A 20,721-nucleotide genomic window follows, 5' to 3' on the forward strand; every position below is an offset into this window, starting at 1 on the left:
ATAAGAAAGCACCGGCTTTGCCCACCGGCAGCCTTGTATAATCCCGGCTTGCAAAAAAATACACCCCGCCTGTCCTTCGCTGATGATCGCCCGCCTCCGCCGCTACCTCCCGCATGCCATCCTTCTTTCCGCCCGCGAGCAAGCCCGTTCCATCCTCGGCGCGCTGCTCGGTGTCGCCATCGCCGGCTCGGCAGGACTGTGGATGTCGGGCACCGATCCGTCGCTGCACTGGCTGGTCGCGCCGATAGGCGCTTCGGCGGTGCTGGCGTTCGCCCTGCCGTCCAGTCCGCTGGCGCAGCCCTGGCCGCTGTTCGGCGGGAACGTGATATCAGCGCTGATCGGCATCGCCTGCGGGCAGGCGATCGGGATTCCGCTGATCGCCGCCTCGGTCGCGCTCGGCGCGGCGATCTGCGCAATGTTCGCGCTGCGCTGCCTGCATCCGCCGGGCGGCGCAGCGGCGGTGATGGCGGCGCTGGGCGCGGCCGGGCCGGAGCACCTCGGCCCGGCTTTCGTGCTGTGTCCGGTAGCGCTCAATTCGGCAGCGCTGGTGATTGCCGCCGTCGGCTACAACCGGCTCTGCGGCCGCCGCTATCCACAGGTTGCCGCGCCCGAGAATCCGCACCGCACGGCGGACCCGCTTCCCAGTGCGCGCCTCGGCGTCACCGAGGAGGATCTCGACGCCGCGCTGCGGGAGCGCGACGCCCTGCTCGACATCAGCCGCGAGGATTTGCAGGACATCGTCCTGCATACCGAGATGCAGGCCTACCAGCGCCACTTCGGCCACACCAATTGCGCGGAGATCATGTCGCGCGACGTCGTCGCCGCCGAATTCGGCACCACCCTGCAGGACGCCTGGCGGCTGCTGCGCGAGCACCGGGTCAAGGCGCTCCCGGTGGTCAATCCATTCCGCCGCGTCATCGGCATCGTCACCGAGCACGACTTCCTGAAGCAGGCCGATCTCGACCGGCTCGACGACTTCGGCAGCCGGCTGCGCCGGCTGCTGCGGCCAACGCCGGGCACGCATGCGGACAAGCCCGAGGTGGTCGGGCAGATCATGACCGTCGACGTGCGGTGCGCCGACGCCGACCAGCCGATCGCCAGCCTGGTGCCGCTGTTCTCCGATACCGGACTGCACCACCTGCCGGTCGTCGACGGCAACCAGCGGCTGGTCGGAATCGTCACCCAGTCGGACCTGGTTGCGGCCCTGTACCACGCGGCGCTTGAACAGGCGGGCACTTGGCCGTCCGCCAGCGGCACGAAAGACAGGCAGGCACGACAGTTGCAGGCCGACGACCATCAGGGCCGACCCCGGCCGCCGCAATCAAGCGAGGACAACCAGTGAACCTGCAGCTCCTGCAAGAACGCCCAAGCGTGAAAATCTGCCTTGAGCCGGAGCGCTCCTGGCTCTACGTCGACTGGATCGGTTACCAGACGGTCGGCTCCGTGCAGGAAGGATGCAACCTCATGCTCGACCTGATGGTCCAGCATGCGGCATTCGGCATCATCAACGACAACACGCGGGTGCTGGGCATCTGGTCCGGCGCATCCGTCTGGGTGGCGCAAGACTGGTTCCCGCGCATGCGCGCCGCAGGCATGCGACGCTTCGCCTGGGTCTACAGCCCGACCCGGTTCTCGCGCATCTCAACCGATACGACATTGGCGGAACTCGGCGAGGCGGCCCCCTACATCCAGGTGTTCGAGCAGATGGAGCAGGCGATCGAATGGCTGGGGGAGGCCGACCTGCGCTCGCGCGCCCTGCGCGAATGGACCGCCAGGGCGGAAACGGCGGGCGCGCCGAAAGCGGTCATTGCCGCCGTCATCGGCGACAACTGGAACCCGATACGCGCGTGGCGCGAATACCTCGGCATACCGCAGGCGCAGGTGGCCTCGCGGCTCGGGCTGAGCCAGGTGGAATACGCTGCGCGGGAAGCGGTGTCCGGCAGTCCGGCCGGCACTGAGCTCAACGAACTGGCCGCGCTCTTCGGCGTGCTGCCCGAGCTCCTGGTGGTAGGGTCCGGCCCGCGCGGCTGAGGCGCCAAGCGCCGCAAGCAGTGCGGGAATCGCGGAGCATTGCGGCGCGACCCCAAAAAAAACCGCAGGCCAGGCAACCTGCGGACAAGGCCAGTCTCTCCGTCCCGGATGCGGCCGGCATCCGGCATCGCCCGCTACCTGGCGCGCGACATCTTGCTGCTCGTATAGATCGAATACAAGGCGCTCAGGCCCACCAGGCTATAGACGATGCGCGAGAGCGTGGTCATCTCGCCGAACAGGGTGGCGACGAGATCGAAGTTGAAGAGCCCGACCAGGCCCCAGTTGAGGCCGCCGACGATCAGGAGAACCATCGCGATCCAGTCGAGCGCACCCATGCGGCTGGCGCTCTTCACATTGCCGCGACGGTCAGGAATATGCCGGCGCTCTTGCAGGTGTCCTTCAGCAGTTGCCATCATTCACTCCTTTCAGTTGCCCCGCGCGGACCCTCCGCGCTGTTATTGTCCTAGACATCCGAACTGGCGCAAGGTTCTGTCGACGACCGCTTTTGTCCTGGACATATTCGTGACTACAATCTTCTTCATCCCTTCACACTTCTTCTGTCCCATCGGCGCCTTATGCCTTCCGTCACGTCCATCAGCATTGCCGCGGTCGAACGCGAGACCGGTTTGTCCAAGGACACCCTGCGCATCTGGGAAAGGCGCTATGCCTTCCCGCACCCGCTGCGCGGCGATGCGGGCGAACGATGCTATCCCCCCGACCAGGTGGAGAAGCTGCGCCTGCTGAAGCGCCTGGTCGACGCCGGCGCACGGCCAGGCAGGGTGATGGGGCTGGAGATGGACGCCCTGCGCGATGCGCTGCGGGAAATGGCGGAAGAGCGGCAGGACCGTCCGGCCATGCAGGGTCGGCCGGAGCTGCTTGCGCTCGTCGCCCTGTGCCGGGAGCACCGGATCGACGCACTGCGCGCCGCCCTTTCGCAGTCGCTGATGCGGCTGGGCCTGTTCGGCTTCGTCGCCGACGTGGTCGGCCCGCTCGGTGCGCTGGTGGGCGAGGCATGGGCGGAAGGCACGCTGGCGGTGTTCGAGGAGCATCTGTACACCGAGGCGGTGCAGGGCGTCCTGCGCACCGCCATCGGCGCGCTCCCTCCGGCCGGCGCCGACGCGCGTCCCCGCGTGCTGCTCACCACGGTGCCGCCGGAAGAGCACGGCCTCGGCCTGCTGATGTCGGAAGCGGTCATGACGCTGGAGGGCGCCCACTGCGTCCCGCTCGGCGTGCGGACACCGCTCGCCGAAATCGTGCGCGCAGCCGACGCGCAGCGCATCGATATCGTCGCGCTGTCGTTCTCCCGGTCGATGCGGACCGCCGCTGTGCTGGAAGCGCTGGACGGACTGCGCGCGGCACTGCCCGCGCACGTCCAGCTCTGGGCCGGCGGCAGCGCCGCCGCCCTGCGCCGGCCGCCCCCGGGAATCCTGGTGCCGGGACTGGACGGGATAGCAGACGCCCTGACGACATGGCGAAAGGCAATGCAGCCGGCGGACCACTGAAAATTCTGCCGCTCGGCCGGCAACTTCGTGTTTCGCGGATTATGATGTAGCAACCCCGGGCGAGATCGCATCCTCCACCGGGTACAGAGCGGCACGAGCCGCCTTCCGTGAGGAGACAGAAAGTGATCAGCAGAGACATACAAGATGCGGTCCAGAGCCTGGCGCAGCACCAGGAACTGGAAATCTTTCGCCGCGTATTCTTCGCCTCCCCCGACTATATTGCCTTCAGCCGTCTTTCGGACGGCACCTACATCGACGTCAATCCCGGCTTCGAGCGCCTGCTCGGCCACCGGCGCGAGGACGTGATCGGCCGCACCTCGTTCGACATTCGCCTGTGGCCCGACGAGGACGGCGCCCAGCGCGCTGCCTACGTCGAGATGCTGAAGCGCGACGGCGCGGTCAATGGCTACGAGGCGCGGATCTGCACGAAGGACGGCGAGATCCTCGACATGGAAACCTCGGCGAACGTAGTCGAGATTGCCGGCGTGCAGATCCTGATCGCGATCGCCAAGGACATCACCGCGCGCAAGCGGACCGAGCGGGAACTGATCCGCCTCAACAGCGAACTGGTCGACAAGGTGCAGCGGCTGGAGGCGGCGGAACAACGCGCGCTCGATGCGGCGCAACAGGCCACCAACGAGCGGCGCCGCATGGACGCTTTGCTGGAAGCGGTGCCGGTGGGCATCGTCGTCGCCGATGTCGACGGCGAACTGGTGCGCGTCAACGCCGCCCATCGGCGCCTGTGGGGCGAGGGCGCTCCCCTCACGCGCGACGCCAGCCAGTATGCGGATTGGCGCGGCTGGTGGGCGGATGGCTCGCCGCGTCACGGCGAGCGGCTCGGTGCCGAGGACTGGGCGATGGCGCGCGCCCTGCGCGGCGAGGAAGCGCCGCGCGACATCCTCGAGATCGAACCCTTCGGCAGCCCGGGCGAGCGACGCACCATCGTCATTTCAGGTGCACCGGTGCGCGACGGCGGCGGCCGGATCGTCGGCGGCGTGGTGGCGCAGATGGACATCACCGACCGCGTGCGGGCAGAAGCGGCGCTGCGGCAGGCGGACCGGCGCAAGGACGAGTTCCTGGCGATGCTCGCGCACGAACTGCGCAATCCGCTGGCGCCGATCAGCGCCGCGGCCGAACTGATGGAACTGGCGCCGCTCGACCAGGCGCGCCTGCGCCAGACCAGCCGCGTGATCAGCCGCCAGGTGCAGCACATGAACAGCCTTGTGGACGATCTGCTCGACGTGTCGCGCCTCACCCGCGGCCTGGTAGTGCTGCGCAAGGATGCACAGGACCTGAAGACAGTGGTCGCGAACGCGGTGGAACAGGTCAGGCCGATGATCGCGGAACATCGCCATCATCTTGCCGTCGACCTGCCGGCCTGCGCGACGGTGGTGGCGGGAGACCACAAGCGGCTGGTGCAGATCGTTTCCAACCTGCTCAACAATGCGGCCAAGTACACTCCGGCCGGCGGCAACATCCGCGTCGTCGTGACGGCCAGCGACACATCGGTGATGCTGTGCGTCGAGGACGACGGCATCGGCATGCCGGCCGACCTGCAGGAGCGGGTGTTCGACCTGTTCGTGCAGGCGGAACGCGCATCCGACCGTTCGCAGGGCGGACTGGGGCTGGGCCTGGCGCTGGTCAGGAATCTGGCGGAGTTGCACGGCGGCAGCGTGTCCTGCCGCAGCGCCGGACCGGGCAAGGGCAGCAGCTTCCTGCTCACCCTGCCCCGCATGGCTGGGCCGGAGGCGCCGACGACGGAGGCGAAGCGCGGCGCGCACCGGGCGGCGCCGGCTGCGGGACGGCGTGTCCTGATCGTGGACGACAATGAAGATGCGGCCTCGATGCTCGGCCTGTATCTCGAGGAGTTCGGCCACGAAATCCTGATCGAGCACTGTCCGCTGCGCGCGCTGGAGAAGGCGCGTGAGGTGCGCCCGCAAGCCTGCCTGCTCGACATCGGCCTTCCCGGCATGGATGGCAACGAACTCGCCCGGATGCTGCGCGCCGAGCATCCCGCCGCGATGCTGATTGCGCTGACGGGGTATGGCCAGGAGAGTGACCGGAAGGCGGCGCTGGCCGCCGGCTTCGACCATCACCTTGTCAAGCCCGTCGATACGGCGCGGCTGACGGCGCTGCTATCCGCCGTCGCATGAGGCGGTCGGGCGGCCTGGCACTGACCTTGCAAGGGACACCGCATCCCTGGTGCAAAGGAGCAGCCAAATGAACAACCAGCAAGAACGCGGACAGGTAGCCTTGCCCGCAGATGAAGAGCTCAAGAAACACGGCGACCAGTTGCAGCAACAGGTCGATGACGCGGCGGGCCGGCCGGCGCCGGAACGCAAGGACGGCAACGCCGGCGCACGCTCCAGACAGGATCCGGCGGGCACCTGAGGCGGCCACGCGCCGCGCAACCCGCCGGCTTTCCGTTCATCCCCGGATTACCGGCGGCCGGCGTGCAGCGACCGCCACGGAGGCGTGCGCAGACTTAGGCGATGCCCTTCAGCCATGCCAGGACATCGCGCTGCACTTCGTCGCGGTTGGTCTCGTTGAGCAATTCGTGGCGGGCGCCGTCATAGAAGCGGTGGCTGACGCGCGACATGCCGAGCGCCTGGTAGCGCTCGAGCAAGGCACGGGTCGCCTGCAGGTTGGCCCCGACGGGATCGAGTGCGCCCTGGATCACGAGTACCGGCAGTGCCTTCGGTATGCGCGCCTCGCGGACCGGATCGCGCAGCGCCGCCATGCCCTGGAAAAAATCGCGCACCAGCTCGTTGCTGAAGGCGAATCCCGCTTCGGGGTCCTGCATGTATTTCCGCACTTCGGCCGGATCGCGGCTCAGCCAGTCGAAGCCCGGCCCGCTGCTGAACGGCTTGTTGAAATCCTTGAACAGGCCTTCCCAGAAGGCCGACGGTCCCAGCGGTGCGGACTTCGCCGCCGCGTCGAGCGCGCCCAGCAGCTCGGCGGGCGGCGGCGGGCCGTAGGCGGTCCCGCTGAGGATGAGGCCGTCGAGCCCGCTGGAGCGCGTGATGTAGTCCTGCGCGATGAAGGAGCCCATGCTGTGGCCGAACAGCACGAGCTTGGCCTGCGGATGCCGGCTGCGGACAAGCCGGCTGAGCGCCAGCTCGTCCTCGACGTAGTTGTTCCACGCATCGGGGCCGGCGTCGCCGAGCTGACCCGACCGTACCCGCGTGCGGCCATGGCCACGGTGGTCCGTCGCATAGACCGCGTAGCCCTCCCCGACCAGGGCCCGCGCGAACCGGTCATAGCGGCCGCTGTGCTCCGCCGCGCCGTGCACGATCTGTACCGCCGCGCGCGGCGCAACTGCCGGCAGCCAGTGCCGGAAATGGACCTGGGTGCCGTCGGCGGCGCGCAATGCCGACCAGCCCTTGTCCTCGCTTGTGCCGCCGGTGGCGGCACAGCCCCCCGTCATTCCCGCCACTGCGGTCAGCGCGCCCACTTGCATGAAAAACCGCCTGCCATGATTCATAGTCGTCTCCGTTATTGTCGTTGAAGTCCGCTGCTGCAGACCGCTGCTGCAATCCGCCGCGGCGCAAAGATGTAGAGCCGGTCGCGCGGCAGCCGATGATGCCTGCGACCGGCAACGCGATCTTGACATAACCGGCGCGCGTCCGAGCAGCCGCTCCCTTGCGCGCCGTCATCACCCGGTATCCGCCGGCCGCACCGATATGAGCGTATCGCCAGCCGGGCGCGGATGGTGGCCGTGCACAGGCATGCGCGCGACGAGAGGAGCAGCTACCGAAAAGCGATCCGTTGCAACCGGACGGACAACGGCAGGGCGGTCTGGATCGACGTCCACGGCGGCTGCGGGTAATGGTCGTCGACGACAACGAGAATGCGGCCGCCATGCTGGCGATGCTCCTGCAAGCGCCTGGGCACCAAATGCCGGTCGCCGGCGGCGCACGCGCTGCCCTCGACATGGTCGAACGGGAGTAGGCGCAGGTGTTCCTGCTCGACATAGGGTCGCCGCGCATGGACGGCAGCGCGCTCGCGCGGGCCGTGCGCATGCGCGCCGTGTCTTCACGCGCAATGCTGGTCGCGGTCATCCGCTACGGCCAGGAGCAGGACAGGACGACATCGCAGGAGGGGGAATTCGGTTTTCATCTGGTCACGCCCGTCCACGCGCCCACACGCCTGGACATCCTTCGGCCGGCGGCACTGCGACAGGCGCGCCCGGGAACGGCTGACAAATCGCGGGCACGGCTGCCGGAACCAGCCTCAGGCGACTCTTACGCGGAACACATCCACCGATCCGGCGAGGCGCCCGGCCTGGTCGCGCAGCGACTCCGCCGCCGCCGCCGCCTGCTCGACGAGCGCGGCGTTCTGCTGCGTCACCTGGTCCATCTCCACGATGGCGGTATTCACCTGCTCGATGCCGCGGCTTTGTTCTTCGCTCGACGCCTGCACTTCCGCCATCAGGTCGGTCACGCGCTGCACGGCGACAACCACCTGCTGCATGATCGTTCCTGCTTCGCCGACGAGGACATTGCCATTCGCGACCTCCACCACCGAGGCATCGATCAGCGCCTTGATTTCCCTGGCTGCGCCGGCCGACCGCTGCGCCAGCGTCCGCACTTCTGCCGCGACCACCGCAAAGCCCCTGCCCTGCTCCCCGGCGCGCGCCGCCTCGACGGCGGCGTTCAGCGCGAGTATGTTGGTCTGGAAGGCGATGCCGTCGATGACGCCGATGATGTCCGCGACCTTCCTGGAGGTATCGCTGATGGCATCCATCGTCGTCACCACCCGGTTCACCACTGCGCCGCCCTGCTGCGCGACCTGAGAGGCGGTGATGGTGAGCTGGTTGCCCTGGCGCGCATTCTCGGCGTTCTGCCGGACCGTTGCCGTCAACTGCTCCATCGACGCCGCCGTCTCGCCCAGCGAACCGGCCTGTTGTTCCGTGCGTGCCGACAGATCCTGGTTGCCCGCGGCGATCTCGGTCGAACCGGTGTCGATTGCCGCCGCGCCCTGGCGCACTTCCGACACGATACGCAGCAGGCTCGCGTTCATTTCCCCGAGTGCCGCCATCAGCTGTCCGGTCTCGTCCCGGTGGACGACGCCGACGCTTCCGGTCAGGTCGCCACCGGCGACGCGTCTTGCAAACGTGACGGCGCCGGCGAGCGGCGACGTCACGCTTCTCGCAAGGACCATCGACACCACCAGCCCCAGGATCGCGGCCAGCATCGCGGCTACGGGAATCCAGATCCTGGTGCTGTCCATGTCGGCATCGACCGACAGGTTCGCGCGCACCAGCTCTTTTTCGACCGAGGCGATCACGATGTCGATGTCGGCGACGATCTGGCGCCGCAGCGGGCTGCACTCGGTGACGAGGAACCGGCCATACTCGGCCATCTGTCCCGCTTCGCGGTATTTGCGCGGACGCTCCAGTTCTCGCGCCATGGCCAGCAGGCCGGCACGCGCCTTCTCGAAGCCGGCATCGCCCCGGAAATGCACGGCCAGCTTGTCGAGCGCACCCAGATACGCGGCGCGATTGGCGTCAAGGATGTCCAGCTCCCTTGCCGCGTCGTCCGGCTTCTCGAAAATATAGGCGTTGCGGGCGGCGAGCCCGGTCTGCGCAAGCGCCTCGCGTACCTGGTACAAGGGCTGAAGCTTGCCGGACACCAGCGTCGACTGGGAAGCGACGCTGCCTTCAACGCTTTGCATCCGCATCAGGGCAAACGCCGCCATCACGAGCATCAGCACCACCAGAAGACCAAATCCAAGACCCAGCCGCAGGCCGACCTTCACATCATTCAATACCATCTCACCATCCCGATTCCAGGCCATGCCTCAAGCTTGCGGCGGCATTGCCTGCCACCCGCATGCTTCATCGTCCATGACCGGGAAGGGGGTGTACAGCATTTAGCGCGATATGTTGCTGACTAGCAACGAAAGACGCCGGCGTTGCATGACAGTGCGGCATGCCGTTATGCTCAGCAGCGAGGAAAAGTCGCGATGCCGGGAAAACCTGAAGTCACCAGACAGCGGACAGGGAGCGTGTCGCGACGCCGATATGTTCGCCTTCGCAACGCGCGCGGCGGGCGCCACAGTCCGGCGAACAATGCACGCGCCGCTGACGCGGGGGCAGCGAGGCCTCAGCCGAGGCGCAGCTTCTTTGCCAGCTCCGCGAGCTTGAACGGCTTGTTCATGACCGTAAACTCATCGATGGCCGCATTGCGGGCCTTGAGGGCGGGAAGCGGATAACCGGAAGCGAGCAGGATCTTGAGGTCCGGCCGCATCTTGCGCGCCTGCTGCGCGAGATCGACGCCGGTCATCCCGTCCGGCATCATGATGTCGCTGAACAGGACGGAAATGTCCTTGTGCCGGGTAAGGATGTCGAGCGCGTCGTGACCGTTGTTCGCGGTGAAGACTTCATAGCCGATCGTGCGGAACAGCGCAGCAGCCATGTCGAGCACGTCGGGTTCGTCGTCGACGAGCAGGGCCTTGTCGGCATCGGTGTCTTCCACGCGCGGTTCGCTGCACGCTTCGTCGGGCGTCTCTTCCATCGCGGGAAGATACAGGCTGATGGTCGTCCCGGCGCCGATCACCGACTGCACCTCGATGCCGCCGCCCGACTGCGTGATAAAACCGTAGACTTGGCTCAGTCCGAGACCGGTCCCCTTGCCCACCTCCTTGGTGGTGAAGAATGGTTCGAACGCGCGCGCCACGACGTCGGGTGTCATGCCGGTGCCGGTATCGCTCACCGCCACGCGCACGTACTCACCCGCGTCGAGTCCGTTGACCTGCTGTGCAGCAAGCCGCACGTTGCTGCTGGTGACCGACAGGCGTCCGCCCTTGGGCATCGCGTCGCGCGCATTGACGATGAGGTTGAGTAGCGCAGTCTCGAAACGCGGTGCGTCGACCAGGACCGGACGCACGTCCGGCGCAAGGCCGAACTCGAAGGCGATGGCCGAATTGCCGGCCCGCCGCAGGACGGCTTCGAATCCCGTGATGACATTGTTGAGATTGTGCTTTTCCGCCTTCAGCGGCTGCTGCCGCGCGAACGAGAGCAGTTGCTGGGTGAGCGTCGCGCCGCGGTCGACCGCGCGGCGCATGCTTTCCACGATCTTCAGGCTGCCGGGGTCCTGCATGTTCAGCGGCAATACCTCCAGGCCGCTGCCGATGACCGAGAGCAGGTTGTTGAAGTCGTGCGCGACGCCGCCCGTCAGCTGGCCGATGGCCTCCATCTTCTGTGACTGGAACAGCGCCGCATTGGCCTGCGCCAGGGCCTCTTCGGCCTTCTTCTTTTCGGTGATGTCGCGGGTGATCTTGGCGAAGCCGGCCAGGCTGCCGTCGTCGTTGTAGATGGCGTCGATGACCACGTGCGCCCAGAAGCGCGAGCCATCCTTGCGCACCCGCCAGCCTTCCCGCTCGAAGCGCCCCACTTCCGCTGCCGTTTTCAGCGCCACCGCCGGGAGTCCCGCCGCCTGGTCTTCCGGCGTGTGGAAACGGGAGAAGTGCTGCCCGAGCACCTCCTCGGCCGCATAGCCCTTGATGCGCTCGGCGCCGAGATTCCAGTTCGACACCTCGCCGGTCGGCGTCAGCATGTACAGTGCGTAGTCGGTCACGCCCTGCACCAGCATGCGGAAGCGCTCCTCGCTATCGCGCAGCGCCTCCTGCGCAAGCTTGCGCTCGGTGACGTCGCGCGTGATCTTGGCGAAGCCGGCATGCCGTCCGGTCTCGTCATACAGCGGATCGATGACAATGCTGGTCCAGAACCTGGTGCCGTCCTTGCGGACGCGCCAGCCTTCCGCCTCGAACTTGCCTTCTTCCAGTGCGATCTTCAGTGCCCTCGCGGGGAGACCGCTGGCCCGGTCTTCCTCTGTATAGAAACGCGAGAAGTGATGACCGATGATCTCATCGGCCTTGTAGCCCTTGAAGCGTTCCGCTCCGGCGTTCCAGCTGGCGATGATGCCTTCCGGCGTCAGCATGTAGATCGCGTAGTCGCTGATCCCTGAAACGAGCAACTGAAAGCGACGCTCGTCTGTCAGGGTCGGGGACAGGTCGGGTCGGTTGTCCATGGGGAATATGGAGAAGGAAAACAGCATAGTATACGTTTTCCCTTGGCACCATGCGGGAGTCCGGGGCTTTATTTATCTGGCGCAATGACGCCGGCTCCTTCGGCGCGGGCAGGTCATTTCTCTTACGCAATAGATATAATGACGAATGCTCAAGCCCATCCTGCTCGTCGAAGATGCCCCGAACGATATCGAGATCGCCCTGTACGCACTGAAGAAATGCGGCGTGAAGAACGAGATCGTCGTGGCGCGCGACGGCATTGAAGCCCTCGACTATCTTCTCTGCCGCAATGCCTTTCTCGGAAGGGAGGGCGGCAATCCCGGCCTGGTCCTCCTCGACCTGAAGCTGCCGACCGTGGACGGCATCGCGGTGCTGCAGACCATCCGCTCGACGCCCGCCCTCGCATCGATCCCCGTGATCGTCCTGACGGGGTCCGCGATGGAGGCCGACGTCAGCCGGACCGTCGCGCTTGGCATCGAGAAGTACGTGGTGAAGCCGATGGACCTGCAGTACTTCATCGACCAGATGTGCGAGATCGCGGCGCAGTTCATACGCCACTGACCCCGGTCTTGCCCGCTCCGGCTACCAACGCACCGCGCCGAGCTTGTCCGCCCCCAACAAGGTGTAATAGAGGCCGAGCGTGTCCCGACGCTGGGAGCGCTCGCCTGTCTCCGGGAAGGACGAGTTCCGTCGCGAGGATACGTACTTCAGCGCGACCGCATGACGGCCGTGCACGCGCATCGTCAGCGAGGCATCTGCCCGCAGCACCCGGTCGCGCCCCTCGGTGTCGCCGTCCGCAATCCGCCCGGCGAAGTAGTTGCGGGCGGTGACGTCGATGGCGATCGCCTCGCCGAAAATCAACCGCAACGCGAGAAGCGCCTGCGGGGCGAATCCGTAGTTGTACTCGCGGTCCGCGCTCCCGCGTATGGTTCCGGTCGAGGTGAAGCCGGCGCCCGCCATCGCCGTGCCCTGGGCCACGACCGCATCCGACAACTGCCACTGCCCGGTGGTGCCGAGGGACAGCGCCGTGCTCGACAGCCGGAAGACCTGCGGCGCCAGGTAGTCGAAGCTTCCGTACAATCCCCAGATGCCGCGGTAGTGCGGCCCTGCCTCGTAGGCGGCGCCCAGCACCAGCCCGCGGTTGTTGACGCTCTCCAGTCCTCGCGCGCTCGATGCCCTTGCCTGAAAATTGAAATAGTCGAATGGCCGCGTGTAGTCGTAGCCGTCCTTTCCCGGCAAGCCGTAGTCGAGAGCGAAGTCGACGACCGCTTCATTGCGCTTGAGGGCGGTCGACGCGCCGGCGGCGCTCCTGAGCGTGCCGCTGCCGCCCAGCTGCAGGCGCATGAACGTCGCCGGGTTCTTGCTCGCGAACACCTGGCCGAAGCGCCCGGGAAAGGCGGCGCGGTTGAACGCTGTCGGCGGAGAGACTGCCGCCGCCATCAGTTCCCGCCAGCGTGGTGACAGTCCATTGCCGCGCTCGAGCACCAGGTTCGCCATGCGAAAGAGCGACTCGCCGAAGAAGGTCCCGGCGAAGCTGGTGGTGATCTGGTCGTTGCGCGAGGGCAGCGTCGTCTCTCCTGCGATTTCCCAGAGCGCGCTGCCGGCGAAGGTGTAGCCGAACGATTCCCAGAAGTTGAGGCCCGCGGAGCGGGCAAGCCCGAAGTACACCGTGCCCTGGTAAGGATGGCCGAACTGATTGATCTCGAAGGGATCGCGATCCACCACCCAGCTGCTGCGCAGGTTGCGGCGGATGGACGATGCGCTGACGTCGTACTCCGGGCCGACGAAGCGGTTGTCGAAACGATTCAGGAGAAACTGGAAGGCGATGATCTCCAGGGCAGGCAACGCATATGACTTGCTGTTCCCGACCGCCAACTGGCCGCCGGTGCCGTCCCGTCCTGCCTGTCCGGACCGGGATGCATAAAGGCGCTCGCCTCGCCCCAGGACCTCCCCCCGCTGCACGGCGTGCTCGAGCGCGGCCTCCGACAGAAGCAGTCGTGCCCGCCCGCCCTCGGCGGCGACGGCGCACGGGGCGACGGCACTGCACAGCGACAGCATGGCGAGCGGCCACGCGCGGAACGCCCTCCTCATGCATGTGGACACAGGCGCGATGGGCGTGCCCGTATCGGTGACTTCCTCTTCTTGTGCATTGACTGTCTCCACGTGCTTGGCGCGGCCGGTCGCGCCGTCGGCGGGGCGGCGGACCGCATACCGAGACCTTGCGCTCATGCGCCGGCAGGAAGGCGCCGCCGCGGGCGCTGCTGCGGCAACCTCATGTTAACGGGCACCGACCGGTAGTCTCATGCCGGATATCAAGGCAATCCTGCCATCGCTATGCGCCATGGCAAGCATGTGTCCCGCGCCCGCCGCCAGCTGTGGAATCCCTACTTCCGGCGCACCGCGATCGCAATGCGCTTGCGTCCCTTTGCCCTTCGGCTGTTGATAACCGCACGGCCGCCCTTCGTGGCCATCCTCGCGCGGAAGCCATGGGTTCTCACGCGCTTCACATCCGAGGGCTGGTAAGTCCTCTTCATCGCTCACCTCCATCGGTCGACACCGGGCACGGTCTGTCATTGCCGCGGCCACCGCTGTCAGACAAGCGGGCCGCGTTTGGTTCCGCACGGCGCCGGAACGCGGGTGGACAGGTATGCGCATGCGGACGCACAAGAACCCCGGCCGCCGTCTCCGGTCTATCAGGCATCGGAGGTGCCATGTCATTTGCCAGCGATCAGGATGCACGAAGCGGCCACGGTCCGTCGCCACTGGGCCAGCGCATGACCGAGCTGCGGGAAGACGTATTTGCGGAATGGGAACGCCGCGTCCGCGCTTCGGTGAAGGGAGCCCGGGAACTCTCGCATCCGGTCCTCATCAACACCTTCCCCGCCCTGTATGACAACCTCGTGCAGGCGCTCACGCCAGGCTATCCCCGCACCAGCGCCGCAGTGGCGACACCCTCGGTCGCAGTCGAGCACGGCGGGGAACGCGCCCGTCTCAGCGCCTATGAAGCCAACGCGGTGATCTGTGAATACCAGTTGCTGCGGTCGACCATACTTGACCTGTTGAAACTGCACCAGGTGCCGGTGAGCGACGAAGAAATCCGGATCATCACCAGCGCCATCGATGCGTCGATACGCGAGGCGGTCACCGCGTTCGAGCTTGCGCAATCCAAGCTGCGCGAGCAGTTCGTCGCCGCGCTTGCCCACGACCTGCGCAATCCGCTATCCGCCGCCAGCGCCGCTGCCCAGGTGATTCCGCACCTGACCGACCTTGGAAAGATTGCGACGCTGGCGGGAAAGATCCAGCTGAACATAGAGCGCATCGACCAGATGATCCAGGATCTTCTCGACACGGTCGTGTTCCAGCAAGGGGAGCGCCTGCACATCCAGCCGACGCAATTCGACATGCTCGCGCTCGCTCGCGAGGTGTGCGAGCAGATGGCCGCGACGAACGGCCCGCGCTTCGAGGTACGCGGTGCCGAGGTCGAAGGCTGGTGGGGACGGGAGCAGATCAAGCGTGCGCTGGAGAACCTCCTCGGGAATGCCATCAAGTACGGCGCGCCCGACACCCTGGTGGTGGTCAGCGTGAAGGAATATCACGAGCGGGTACTGCTGTCCGTGCACAATGAAGGCGACGCCATCCCGGCCGGGCAGGTGGAGCATATGTTCCAGGTCTTTCGCAGGGCCAAGGCGGCGAAGGACAGCGACAAGAAAGGCTGGGGCATCGGCCTCCCGTTCGCGCGCAGTGTTGCCGAGAGTCATGGTGGCAGCATAGATGTCGACAGCTCGGATGACAGGGGTACGACGTTTTCCATCGATATCCCGATTGACGCGAGGCCATTCCAGAATGCGCCCACGCTAGGGTGATAACGGCATAGTGCAGACGCGGGGACCGCATCTTGTCATGCCCTCCTTTCTCGCCGCAGATACCCGCCCGAACTCTGCCTTTTCGGTCGCGAGAATTTCCGCGTGGAAGCAAAGCGTGCGTCTAGGCAGGCGCGACTGTTCAAGCATGCGCGCACGCATGAGCACATCGTCGTCATTCCCTGGCTTTGGTTCCCCGCGCAAACGCTCGCAAAATTGATTTGCGTCCTTTCTTGCGCCTCCAACGCTTGTTCTTCCCCAATCTCGCGCGGCATGTATTTCGCGAAACTTTCCTCACCGCGATTTCTTGTAGGCGACACATCTGCGGACGCCGACATTCTTACTGCACTTGGAAAGGGAGATGACATGCTGAAGAAAACGAAGATTGCGACCCTGCTCGCACTCGCTGCATTTGTTACTGCGTGCGGTGGCGGCGGAGGCGATGGCGATACGCCCAACAACGCTGCACCGAGCACGGGCGGCAGCACCGATACCGGCACCGGCCCGGTCACCAACAACCCGCCGAACAACAACGGCAACAACCCGCCCGACAACAACGGCAACAATCCGCCCGGCGACGAGCAGCCGAACCAGCCGGCCGACCAGCGCCTGAACGGGCACCTGTCGATGGTGGCGAACCAGCTCGTCTACCTGCGGACCAACCGCTCCATCTACAACGCGTTCCCGCTCGAGCAGTTCGAAACGGGTCAGGGACTGTTCGACACGGCATCCGGCAGCAACGGCGACGTGCCCGGCGCCCAGGTTCCGCCGCCTGCCGCCGCACCTGCTGCGCCGATCGCCTCCTTCGGCTTCCGCGTCGACCGGCACGTGCAGCCCGATACCCAGGATCAGGTCGTAGGCAACCAGAAAGTGGTCGGTCGCGTCGCGTTCAGCCTGGTCGAGCGCGCCGAGTCCCCGGACATCCTGCCTACGGAATCGGCGGAGAGCATGTCGTTCGTGATCGACAACGTCGAGCTGACCACCAATGAAGCCGGCGAGCTGGTTTCGGCCACCTTGCGTGAAGGTGCGCAGATTCACGTCGAGGGCCGCACCGCGCAAGGCGTCCCCGTCCTCGAGAGCTTCGGCGCGCCGGTTGGTTCGGTACGGCTGCTGGACATGTCCGAAGTGCTCGATCACTACGGCGACAACAGCAGCATCGTCCTCCTGTTCGACCTGGAGCGCGCATTCTCGCAGGCAGGAACACGCCTTGCCGCCCTCGAGAATCTTCAGGGCCAGTTTGCAATGAACGTGACGCTGTCCGCGGCCAACATCATCCGCCCCGCGTCGACCGGCGACAACCTGCCGGAGAAGAACCTGGCGGGCCAGCCGATCACGGTCACCGGGCAGCTGCCGGTCACCGGTGCAGGCATCAGCGGCACCGCCTGGATCCGCAGCAATCCGTAAGCCATCATTCACCACCTGAAGCGGGCATGCGTGGGCAACCATGCATGCCCGCTTTTTTTATCTCCCCTCGTTCGTCCGGATAGTAGCCGTCAGGAAATATCTATGCGATCATGCCCCATGCAGGACGCGCGACGAGACGCGCCGCAGCGGGAGACAGCCATGAATTTTTCGCGACTGGTGCATCGTTTCGCCGGCGAGGACCCGAAGATGGTCCGCCTCGTCACCTACTGGGCGGCGACCGTAGTGCTGTATCTCCTGTGCCTGTCGGTATCATGGGTCGAGGTACTGACAGGCGCCGCGTCGCTGCCTGCCGCGGCCGCCATGACCGCGCTGGCGGTCTCCGGCCATGTCGCCTTCTACTTCCTGATACGGCAAAGCCGGGCGCTGCAGCTCTCGCCCGCGCAGCTGTCGGTATTCCAGGGCCGCTTCGCCATCCTCATCACCTGCATCGGCTATACCATCGTCGGACCACTGCGCGGCGTCACGCTGGTGGTGCTGCTGGTGATCATCGTGTTCTGCGCGTTCACGCTCGAAGCCCGCAAGACACACTCGCTGGCCGTGTTCGCGGTACTGCTGCTCGGCGCCGCGATGATCAGCATGGGCATCGCCGACCCCGCCGGCTTCGACATCAAGACGGAACTGATCCACTTCATCCTCATCGGCACGATGGTCGCCGTGGTCGGTTTCCTGACTGGCTTGATGAGCGACCTGCGCGCGGCGCTGCATGCACAGAAATCCGAACTGGCGGCGGCCCTCGCGCGCATCCAGGACCTGGCCACCCACGATGAGCTCACGCAGCTGCCGAACCGCCGCTACATGACCAGCCAGCTCGGCAACATGCAGCGCCGTCAGGGGCGGCGGCCGGCCTGCCTGGCACTGGTTGACATCGACTGGTTCAAGCGCATCAACGACGGCCACGGCCACGCTGCCGGCGACGAGGTGCTGCGCGGCTTTGCGCAAGCGGGGCGCGCGGTGCTGCGTGCCGGCGACGTGCTTGCCCGCTGGGGCGGAGAGGAATTCCTGCTGCTGCTTCCGGACACCGACCTCGACCAGGCCAGGGGCGTGGTCGAGCGCCTGCGGACGCGAGTGGAGCAGGAGCAGTTCCTGCCCGCGCAACCGGCGCTGCGCATCGGTATCGGCCGGACTGGTCGAGCTCGGCCACCATGAGCCGCACGAGTCGGGCATCCGCAGGGCCGACGCCCTCCTGTACCAGGCGAAGAGCGAAGGACGCAACCGCGTCGTCGTTGCCGGCCAGGGCGCCGCCGTGCCGCTGCGCCGGATCGACGCCTGACGTCGCGCCGGCGTCATCACGCAGTCATATTCCCGCCCTAGCATCACCTTCGATCCGCTTTCGTAATCACGCTCTCCCGCTGATTACGCAACATGATTGGAGGCGTCATGATCTACCTGAACAAGGTGTCGGTCACGTTCGGCGACGTGACCGCGCTGCATCCCACCTCGACCCGGGTCCGCGAGGGCGAATTCGTGGTCCTGCTCGGCGCTTCCGGCGCCGGCAAGTCGACCCTGCTGCGCTGCCTGAACCTGCTGGTGGCGCCGGCCAGCGGCAGTATCGATGCCGAAGGCCTCGGCGCGCTGCGGGACGGGCGCACACTGCGCATGCATCGCCGCCGCACCGGCATGATCTTCCAGCAGCACCAGCTGATCGCCCGGCAGACGGCACTGCAGAACGTGCTGCTCGGCCGGCTTGCCCGCCATCCGGCGTGGCGCAGCCTGCTCCCGCTGCCGCGCGCCGAACAGGCGATCGGATTGCAGAGCCTGGAGCGCGTCGGCCTGCTGCACAAGGCAATGTGCAGGGTCGACCAGCTCAGCGGCGGTCAGCAGCAGCGTGTCGGCATCGCCCGCGCGCTCACCCAGCAGCCGCGGCTGATGCTCGCCGACGAACCGGTGGCGAGCCTCGACCCCGCCACAGCGGAAATGGTGATGTCCCTGCTGCACAGGATCTGCAAGGAGGACGGCATTGCGGCGGTCGTCAGCCTGCACCAGGTCGATCTCGCGCGCCGGTACGCCGACCGGGTGGTCGGACTGGCGCACGGAAGGATCGTTTGCGATTCCGCGCCTGCCAGCCTCACCGAAGGCGATCTTGCGGCGCTGTACGCTCCGGGCATGCACGCCGCCGCGCCGGCTTCCTCCGCTTTCACCCCGGGCGAGCGTCCCGGATTCCCGTTCGATCTTGCCACTGCAAAGGTGTACCGATGAAAAAACTCCTCGCCGCACTCGGCCTTTCCCTTGCCGCTGCCGTCGTGCCGGCCTCCCATGCCGCCCCCGCAGCCGATCCCGCCACGCTGAAGGTGGCCTTGCTGCCGGACGAGAACGCCTCGACCGTCATCAAGAACAACCGTCCGCTGCAGGCCTACCTGGAAACCACGCTGGGCAGGAAGGTCGAGCTGGTCGTCACCACCGACTATTCCTCCATGATCGAGGCGATGCGCCACGGCCGGCTCGATATCGCCTACTTCGGCCCGCTGTCCTATGTGCTGGCGCGACAGAAGAGCGAGATCGAGCCCTTTGCCGCCCTGATGCAGAAGGGCAGCACCACGTATCGCGCCGTGCTGGTGGCTAACGCGGGCGCCGGCATTCGCGAGCTGGCCGACATCGCGGGCAAGAACGTCGCCTACGGCGACAAGGCATCCACCTCCAGCCACCTGATACCGAAGTCCATGCTGGCCGGGAAGGGCCTGGCGGCCGGCGCGCAGTACAAGGAGCATTTCGTGGGCGCGCACGACGCGGTGGCGATGGCGGTGCAAAACGGCCACGCGCAGGCGGGCGGGTTGAGCAAGCCGATCTTCGATGCGCTGGTGCAGCGCGGTGTCGTCGATCCGGACAAGGTCCGGGTGCTGGCGGAGTCAGCGCCGTTTCCGCAGTATCCGTGGACCATGCGCTCCAGTCTCGATCCGGCGCTGAAGGCCAGGATCCGTGCCGCTTTCCTGGACCTGAAGGATCCGCAGGTGCTGAAGAGCTTCAAGGCGGACGGCTTCGGCCCAATCTCGGACAAGGATTACGACGTGGTGCGCGATCTCGGCACCCTGCTGAAGCTGGACCTGTCCAGGTTCTGACGCGGAGGCGAACATGCATGCAGAATTCGGACTGGTGCTGGAACAGCACCGGCGCAACTGGCACCGCCGCGTCACGCAGGCCGCATGCGTGCTGGCGGCGGTCATCGGCTGCTGGTACTACGTCGGACTGTTCGACCTCGGCCGCCTCGGCGAAGGCATCCCCAGCCTGTTCGGCCTGGCCGGGGAAATGATCCCGCCGGATTTCGGCAACGGCGCCGCGTGGATCCGTCCGCTGCTCGACACGCTGGCCATGAGCGTGGCCGGCACCGCCATTGCGGTGCTGCTGTCGGTGCCGCTCGGCGTCCTCGCCGCGCGCAACACCGCGCCGCACCCCCTCGTCTACCGCGCCGCACGCGGGCTGCTCAACGGCCTGCGCGCGATACCCGAGCTGGTGATGGGCATCGTGTTCGTCGCGGCGGTCGGCTTCGGCGCGCTCCCCGGCGTGCTCGCCCTCGGCCTGCACTCGATCGGCATGGTCGCCAAGTTCTTTGCCGAGGCGATCGAACATGCCGACCAGGCGCCCGTGGAGGCGGCACGAGCCGCCGGCTGCACGCCGCTGCAGGTGATCTGCCACGGCATCCTGCCGCAGGTGCTGCCGCAGATGGCCGACACCGCGATCTATCGCTGGGAATACAACTTCCGGGCATCGACGGTGATGGGCATGGTCGGCGCCGGCGGCATCGGCTTCGAGCTGATGGGTTCGCTGCGCATCATGCAGTACCAGGAAGTGTCCGCGATCCTGCTGGTGATCCTCGGCATGGTCACGCTGGTCGATACCTTCAGCGGCTACCTGCGCCGCAAGTTCAACTGAACACCACG

General features: G+C 66.5%; 19 protein-coding genes. 13 read left to right on the forward strand and 6 right to left on the reverse strand.

The window, feature by feature from the left end; genetic code table 11:
- Nucleotides 1–82 precede the first annotated feature (82 nt).
- Nucleotides 83–1,342, forward strand: coding sequence for an HPP family protein (locus VIM12_RS11720; protein WP_331941813.1), 1,260 nt, complete (start codon nucleotides 83–85; stop codon nucleotides 1,340–1,342).
- On the forward strand, nucleotides 1,339–2,031 hold the full coding sequence (locus tag VIM12_RS11725; protein ID WP_331941814.1) for a helix-turn-helix transcriptional regulator: 693 nt from the start codon (nucleotides 1,339–1,341) through the stop codon (nucleotides 2,029–2,031). Before VIM12_RS11720 ends, VIM12_RS11725 begins: the two co-directional genes overlap by 4 nt.
- Nucleotides 2,032–2,165: 134 nt before the next feature.
- Here the strand turns inward: VIM12_RS11725 and VIM12_RS11730 are convergent, their stop codons facing one another.
- Nucleotides 2,166–2,447 carry a DUF378 domain-containing protein gene (locus VIM12_RS11730; protein ID WP_331941815.1) on the reverse strand — a complete coding sequence of 94 codons (282 nt, stop codon included), beginning with the start codon at nucleotides 2,445–2,447 and terminating at the stop codon, nucleotides 2,166–2,168.
- Between the two features lie 159 nt (nucleotides 2,448–2,606).
- On the opposite strand from VIM12_RS11730, the gene VIM12_RS11735 reads away from it, so the two are divergent.
- From VIM12_RS11735 to VIM12_RS11745, 3 genes are all read left to right on the forward strand, one after another.
- The gene (locus VIM12_RS11735; RefSeq protein WP_331941816.1) at nucleotides 2,607–3,533 is read left to right on the forward strand and encodes a MerR family transcriptional regulator; all 927 of its coding nucleotides are present in this window, start codon (nucleotides 2,607–2,609) and stop codon (nucleotides 3,531–3,533) included.
- A gap of 122 nt (nucleotides 3,534–3,655) precedes the next feature.
- Nucleotides 3,656–5,686, forward strand: a complete 2,031-nt coding sequence (locus VIM12_RS11740) for a PAS domain-containing hybrid sensor histidine kinase/response regulator (RefSeq protein WP_331941817.1) — start codon at nucleotides 3,656–3,658, stop codon at nucleotides 5,684–5,686.
- 67 nt (nucleotides 5,687–5,753) lie between these two features.
- On the forward strand, nucleotides 5,754–5,924 hold the full coding sequence (locus VIM12_RS11745) for a hypothetical protein (RefSeq protein WP_331941818.1): 171 nt from the start codon (nucleotides 5,754–5,756) through the stop codon (nucleotides 5,922–5,924).
- A 94-nt stretch (nucleotides 5,925–6,018) separates the two neighbouring features.
- Here the strand turns inward: VIM12_RS11745 and VIM12_RS11750 are convergent, their stop codons facing one another.
- Nucleotides 6,019–7,017 carry an alpha/beta hydrolase gene (locus VIM12_RS11750; protein WP_331941819.1) on the reverse strand — a complete coding sequence of 333 codons (999 nt, stop codon included), beginning with the start codon at nucleotides 7,015–7,017 and terminating at the stop codon, nucleotides 6,019–6,021.
- A gap of 344 nt (nucleotides 7,018–7,361) precedes the next feature.
- Here VIM12_RS11750 and VIM12_RS11755 point away from each other — a divergent pair, with 344 nt between their 5' ends.
- Nucleotides 7,362–7,484 carry a hypothetical protein gene (locus VIM12_RS11755; RefSeq protein ID WP_331941820.1) on the forward strand — a complete coding sequence of 41 codons (123 nt, stop codon included), beginning with the start codon at nucleotides 7,362–7,364 and terminating at the stop codon, nucleotides 7,482–7,484.
- A 282-nt stretch (nucleotides 7,485–7,766) separates the two neighbouring features.
- On the opposite strand, the gene VIM12_RS11760 is transcribed toward VIM12_RS11755, so the two are convergent.
- Together VIM12_RS11760 and VIM12_RS11765 are read right to left on the reverse strand one after the other, a co-directional pair.
- A complete protein-coding gene (locus VIM12_RS11760; RefSeq protein WP_331941821.1) occupies nucleotides 7,767–9,308 on the reverse strand; it encodes a methyl-accepting chemotaxis protein in 1,542 nt (513 codons plus the stop codon).
- 332 nt (nucleotides 9,309–9,640) lie between these two features.
- Nucleotides 9,641–11,566 carry a PAS domain S-box protein gene (locus tag VIM12_RS11765; RefSeq protein ID WP_331941822.1) on the reverse strand — a complete coding sequence of 642 codons (1,926 nt, stop codon included), beginning with the start codon at nucleotides 11,564–11,566 and terminating at the stop codon, nucleotides 9,641–9,643.
- 145 nt (nucleotides 11,567–11,711) lie between these two features.
- On the opposite strand from VIM12_RS11765, the gene VIM12_RS11770 reads away from it, so the two are divergent.
- On the forward strand, nucleotides 11,712–12,125 hold the full coding sequence (locus VIM12_RS11770) for a response regulator (protein ID WP_331941823.1): 414 nt from the start codon (nucleotides 11,712–11,714) through the stop codon (nucleotides 12,123–12,125).
- Between the two features lie 21 nt (nucleotides 12,126–12,146).
- On the opposite strand, the gene VIM12_RS11775 is transcribed toward VIM12_RS11770, so the two are convergent.
- Complete coding sequence (locus VIM12_RS11775) at nucleotides 12,147–13,793, reverse strand: DUF3943 domain-containing protein (RefSeq protein WP_331941824.1); 1,647 nt, start codon at nucleotides 13,791–13,793, stop codon at nucleotides 12,147–12,149.
- Between the two features lie 155 nt (nucleotides 13,794–13,948).
- The gene (gene rpmH / locus VIM12_RS11780; protein ID WP_331941825.1) at nucleotides 13,949–14,098 is read right to left on the reverse strand and encodes a 50S ribosomal protein L34; all 150 of its coding nucleotides are present in this window, start codon (nucleotides 14,096–14,098) and stop codon (nucleotides 13,949–13,951) included.
- Nucleotides 14,099–14,275: 177 nt separating this feature from the next.
- On the opposite strand from rpmH, the gene VIM12_RS11785 reads away from it, so the two are divergent.
- The 6 genes from VIM12_RS11785 to phnE all read left to right on the forward strand — a co-directional run bounded on the left by VIM12_RS11785 (nucleotide 14,276) and on the right by phnE (nucleotide 20,713).
- Nucleotides 14,276–15,427: a HAMP domain-containing sensor histidine kinase gene (locus VIM12_RS11785; protein WP_331941826.1), complete on the forward strand. Its 1,152-nt coding sequence runs from the start codon at nucleotides 14,276–14,278 to the stop codon at nucleotides 15,425–15,427.
- 363 nt (nucleotides 15,428–15,790) lie between these two features.
- On the forward strand, nucleotides 15,791–16,828 hold the full coding sequence (locus tag VIM12_RS11790; protein WP_331941827.1) for a hypothetical protein: 1,038 nt from the start codon (nucleotides 15,791–15,793) through the stop codon (nucleotides 16,826–16,828).
- Between the two features lie 159 nt (nucleotides 16,829–16,987).
- Nucleotides 16,988–17,995, forward strand: coding sequence for a GGDEF domain-containing protein (locus VIM12_RS11795; RefSeq protein WP_331941828.1), 1,008 nt, complete (start codon nucleotides 16,988–16,990; stop codon nucleotides 17,993–17,995).
- 231 nt (nucleotides 17,996–18,226) lie between these two features.
- On the forward strand, nucleotides 18,227–19,045 hold the full coding sequence (gene phnC, locus VIM12_RS11800; protein WP_331941829.1) for a phosphonate ABC transporter ATP-binding protein: 819 nt from the start codon (nucleotides 18,227–18,229) through the stop codon (nucleotides 19,043–19,045).
- Nucleotides 19,042–19,902 (forward strand): phosphate/phosphite/phosphonate ABC transporter substrate-binding protein, encoded by an 861-nt coding sequence (gene phnD / locus VIM12_RS11805; RefSeq protein ID WP_331941830.1) that lies wholly within the window; start codon nucleotides 19,042–19,044, stop codon nucleotides 19,900–19,902. The genes phnC and phnD overlap by 4 nt, the downstream gene beginning before the upstream one ends.
- 13 nt (nucleotides 19,903–19,915) lie before the next feature.
- Nucleotides 19,916–20,713: a phosphonate ABC transporter, permease protein PhnE gene (gene phnE, locus VIM12_RS11810; protein WP_331941831.1), complete on the forward strand. Its 798-nt coding sequence runs from the start codon at nucleotides 19,916–19,918 to the stop codon at nucleotides 20,711–20,713.
- Nucleotides 20,714–20,721: the final 8 nt, after the last annotated feature.

It is taken from the genome of Noviherbaspirillum sp., assembly GCF_036563305.1.
Lineage (GTDB): Bacteria > Pseudomonadota > Gammaproteobacteria > Burkholderiales > Burkholderiaceae_D > Noviherbaspirillum.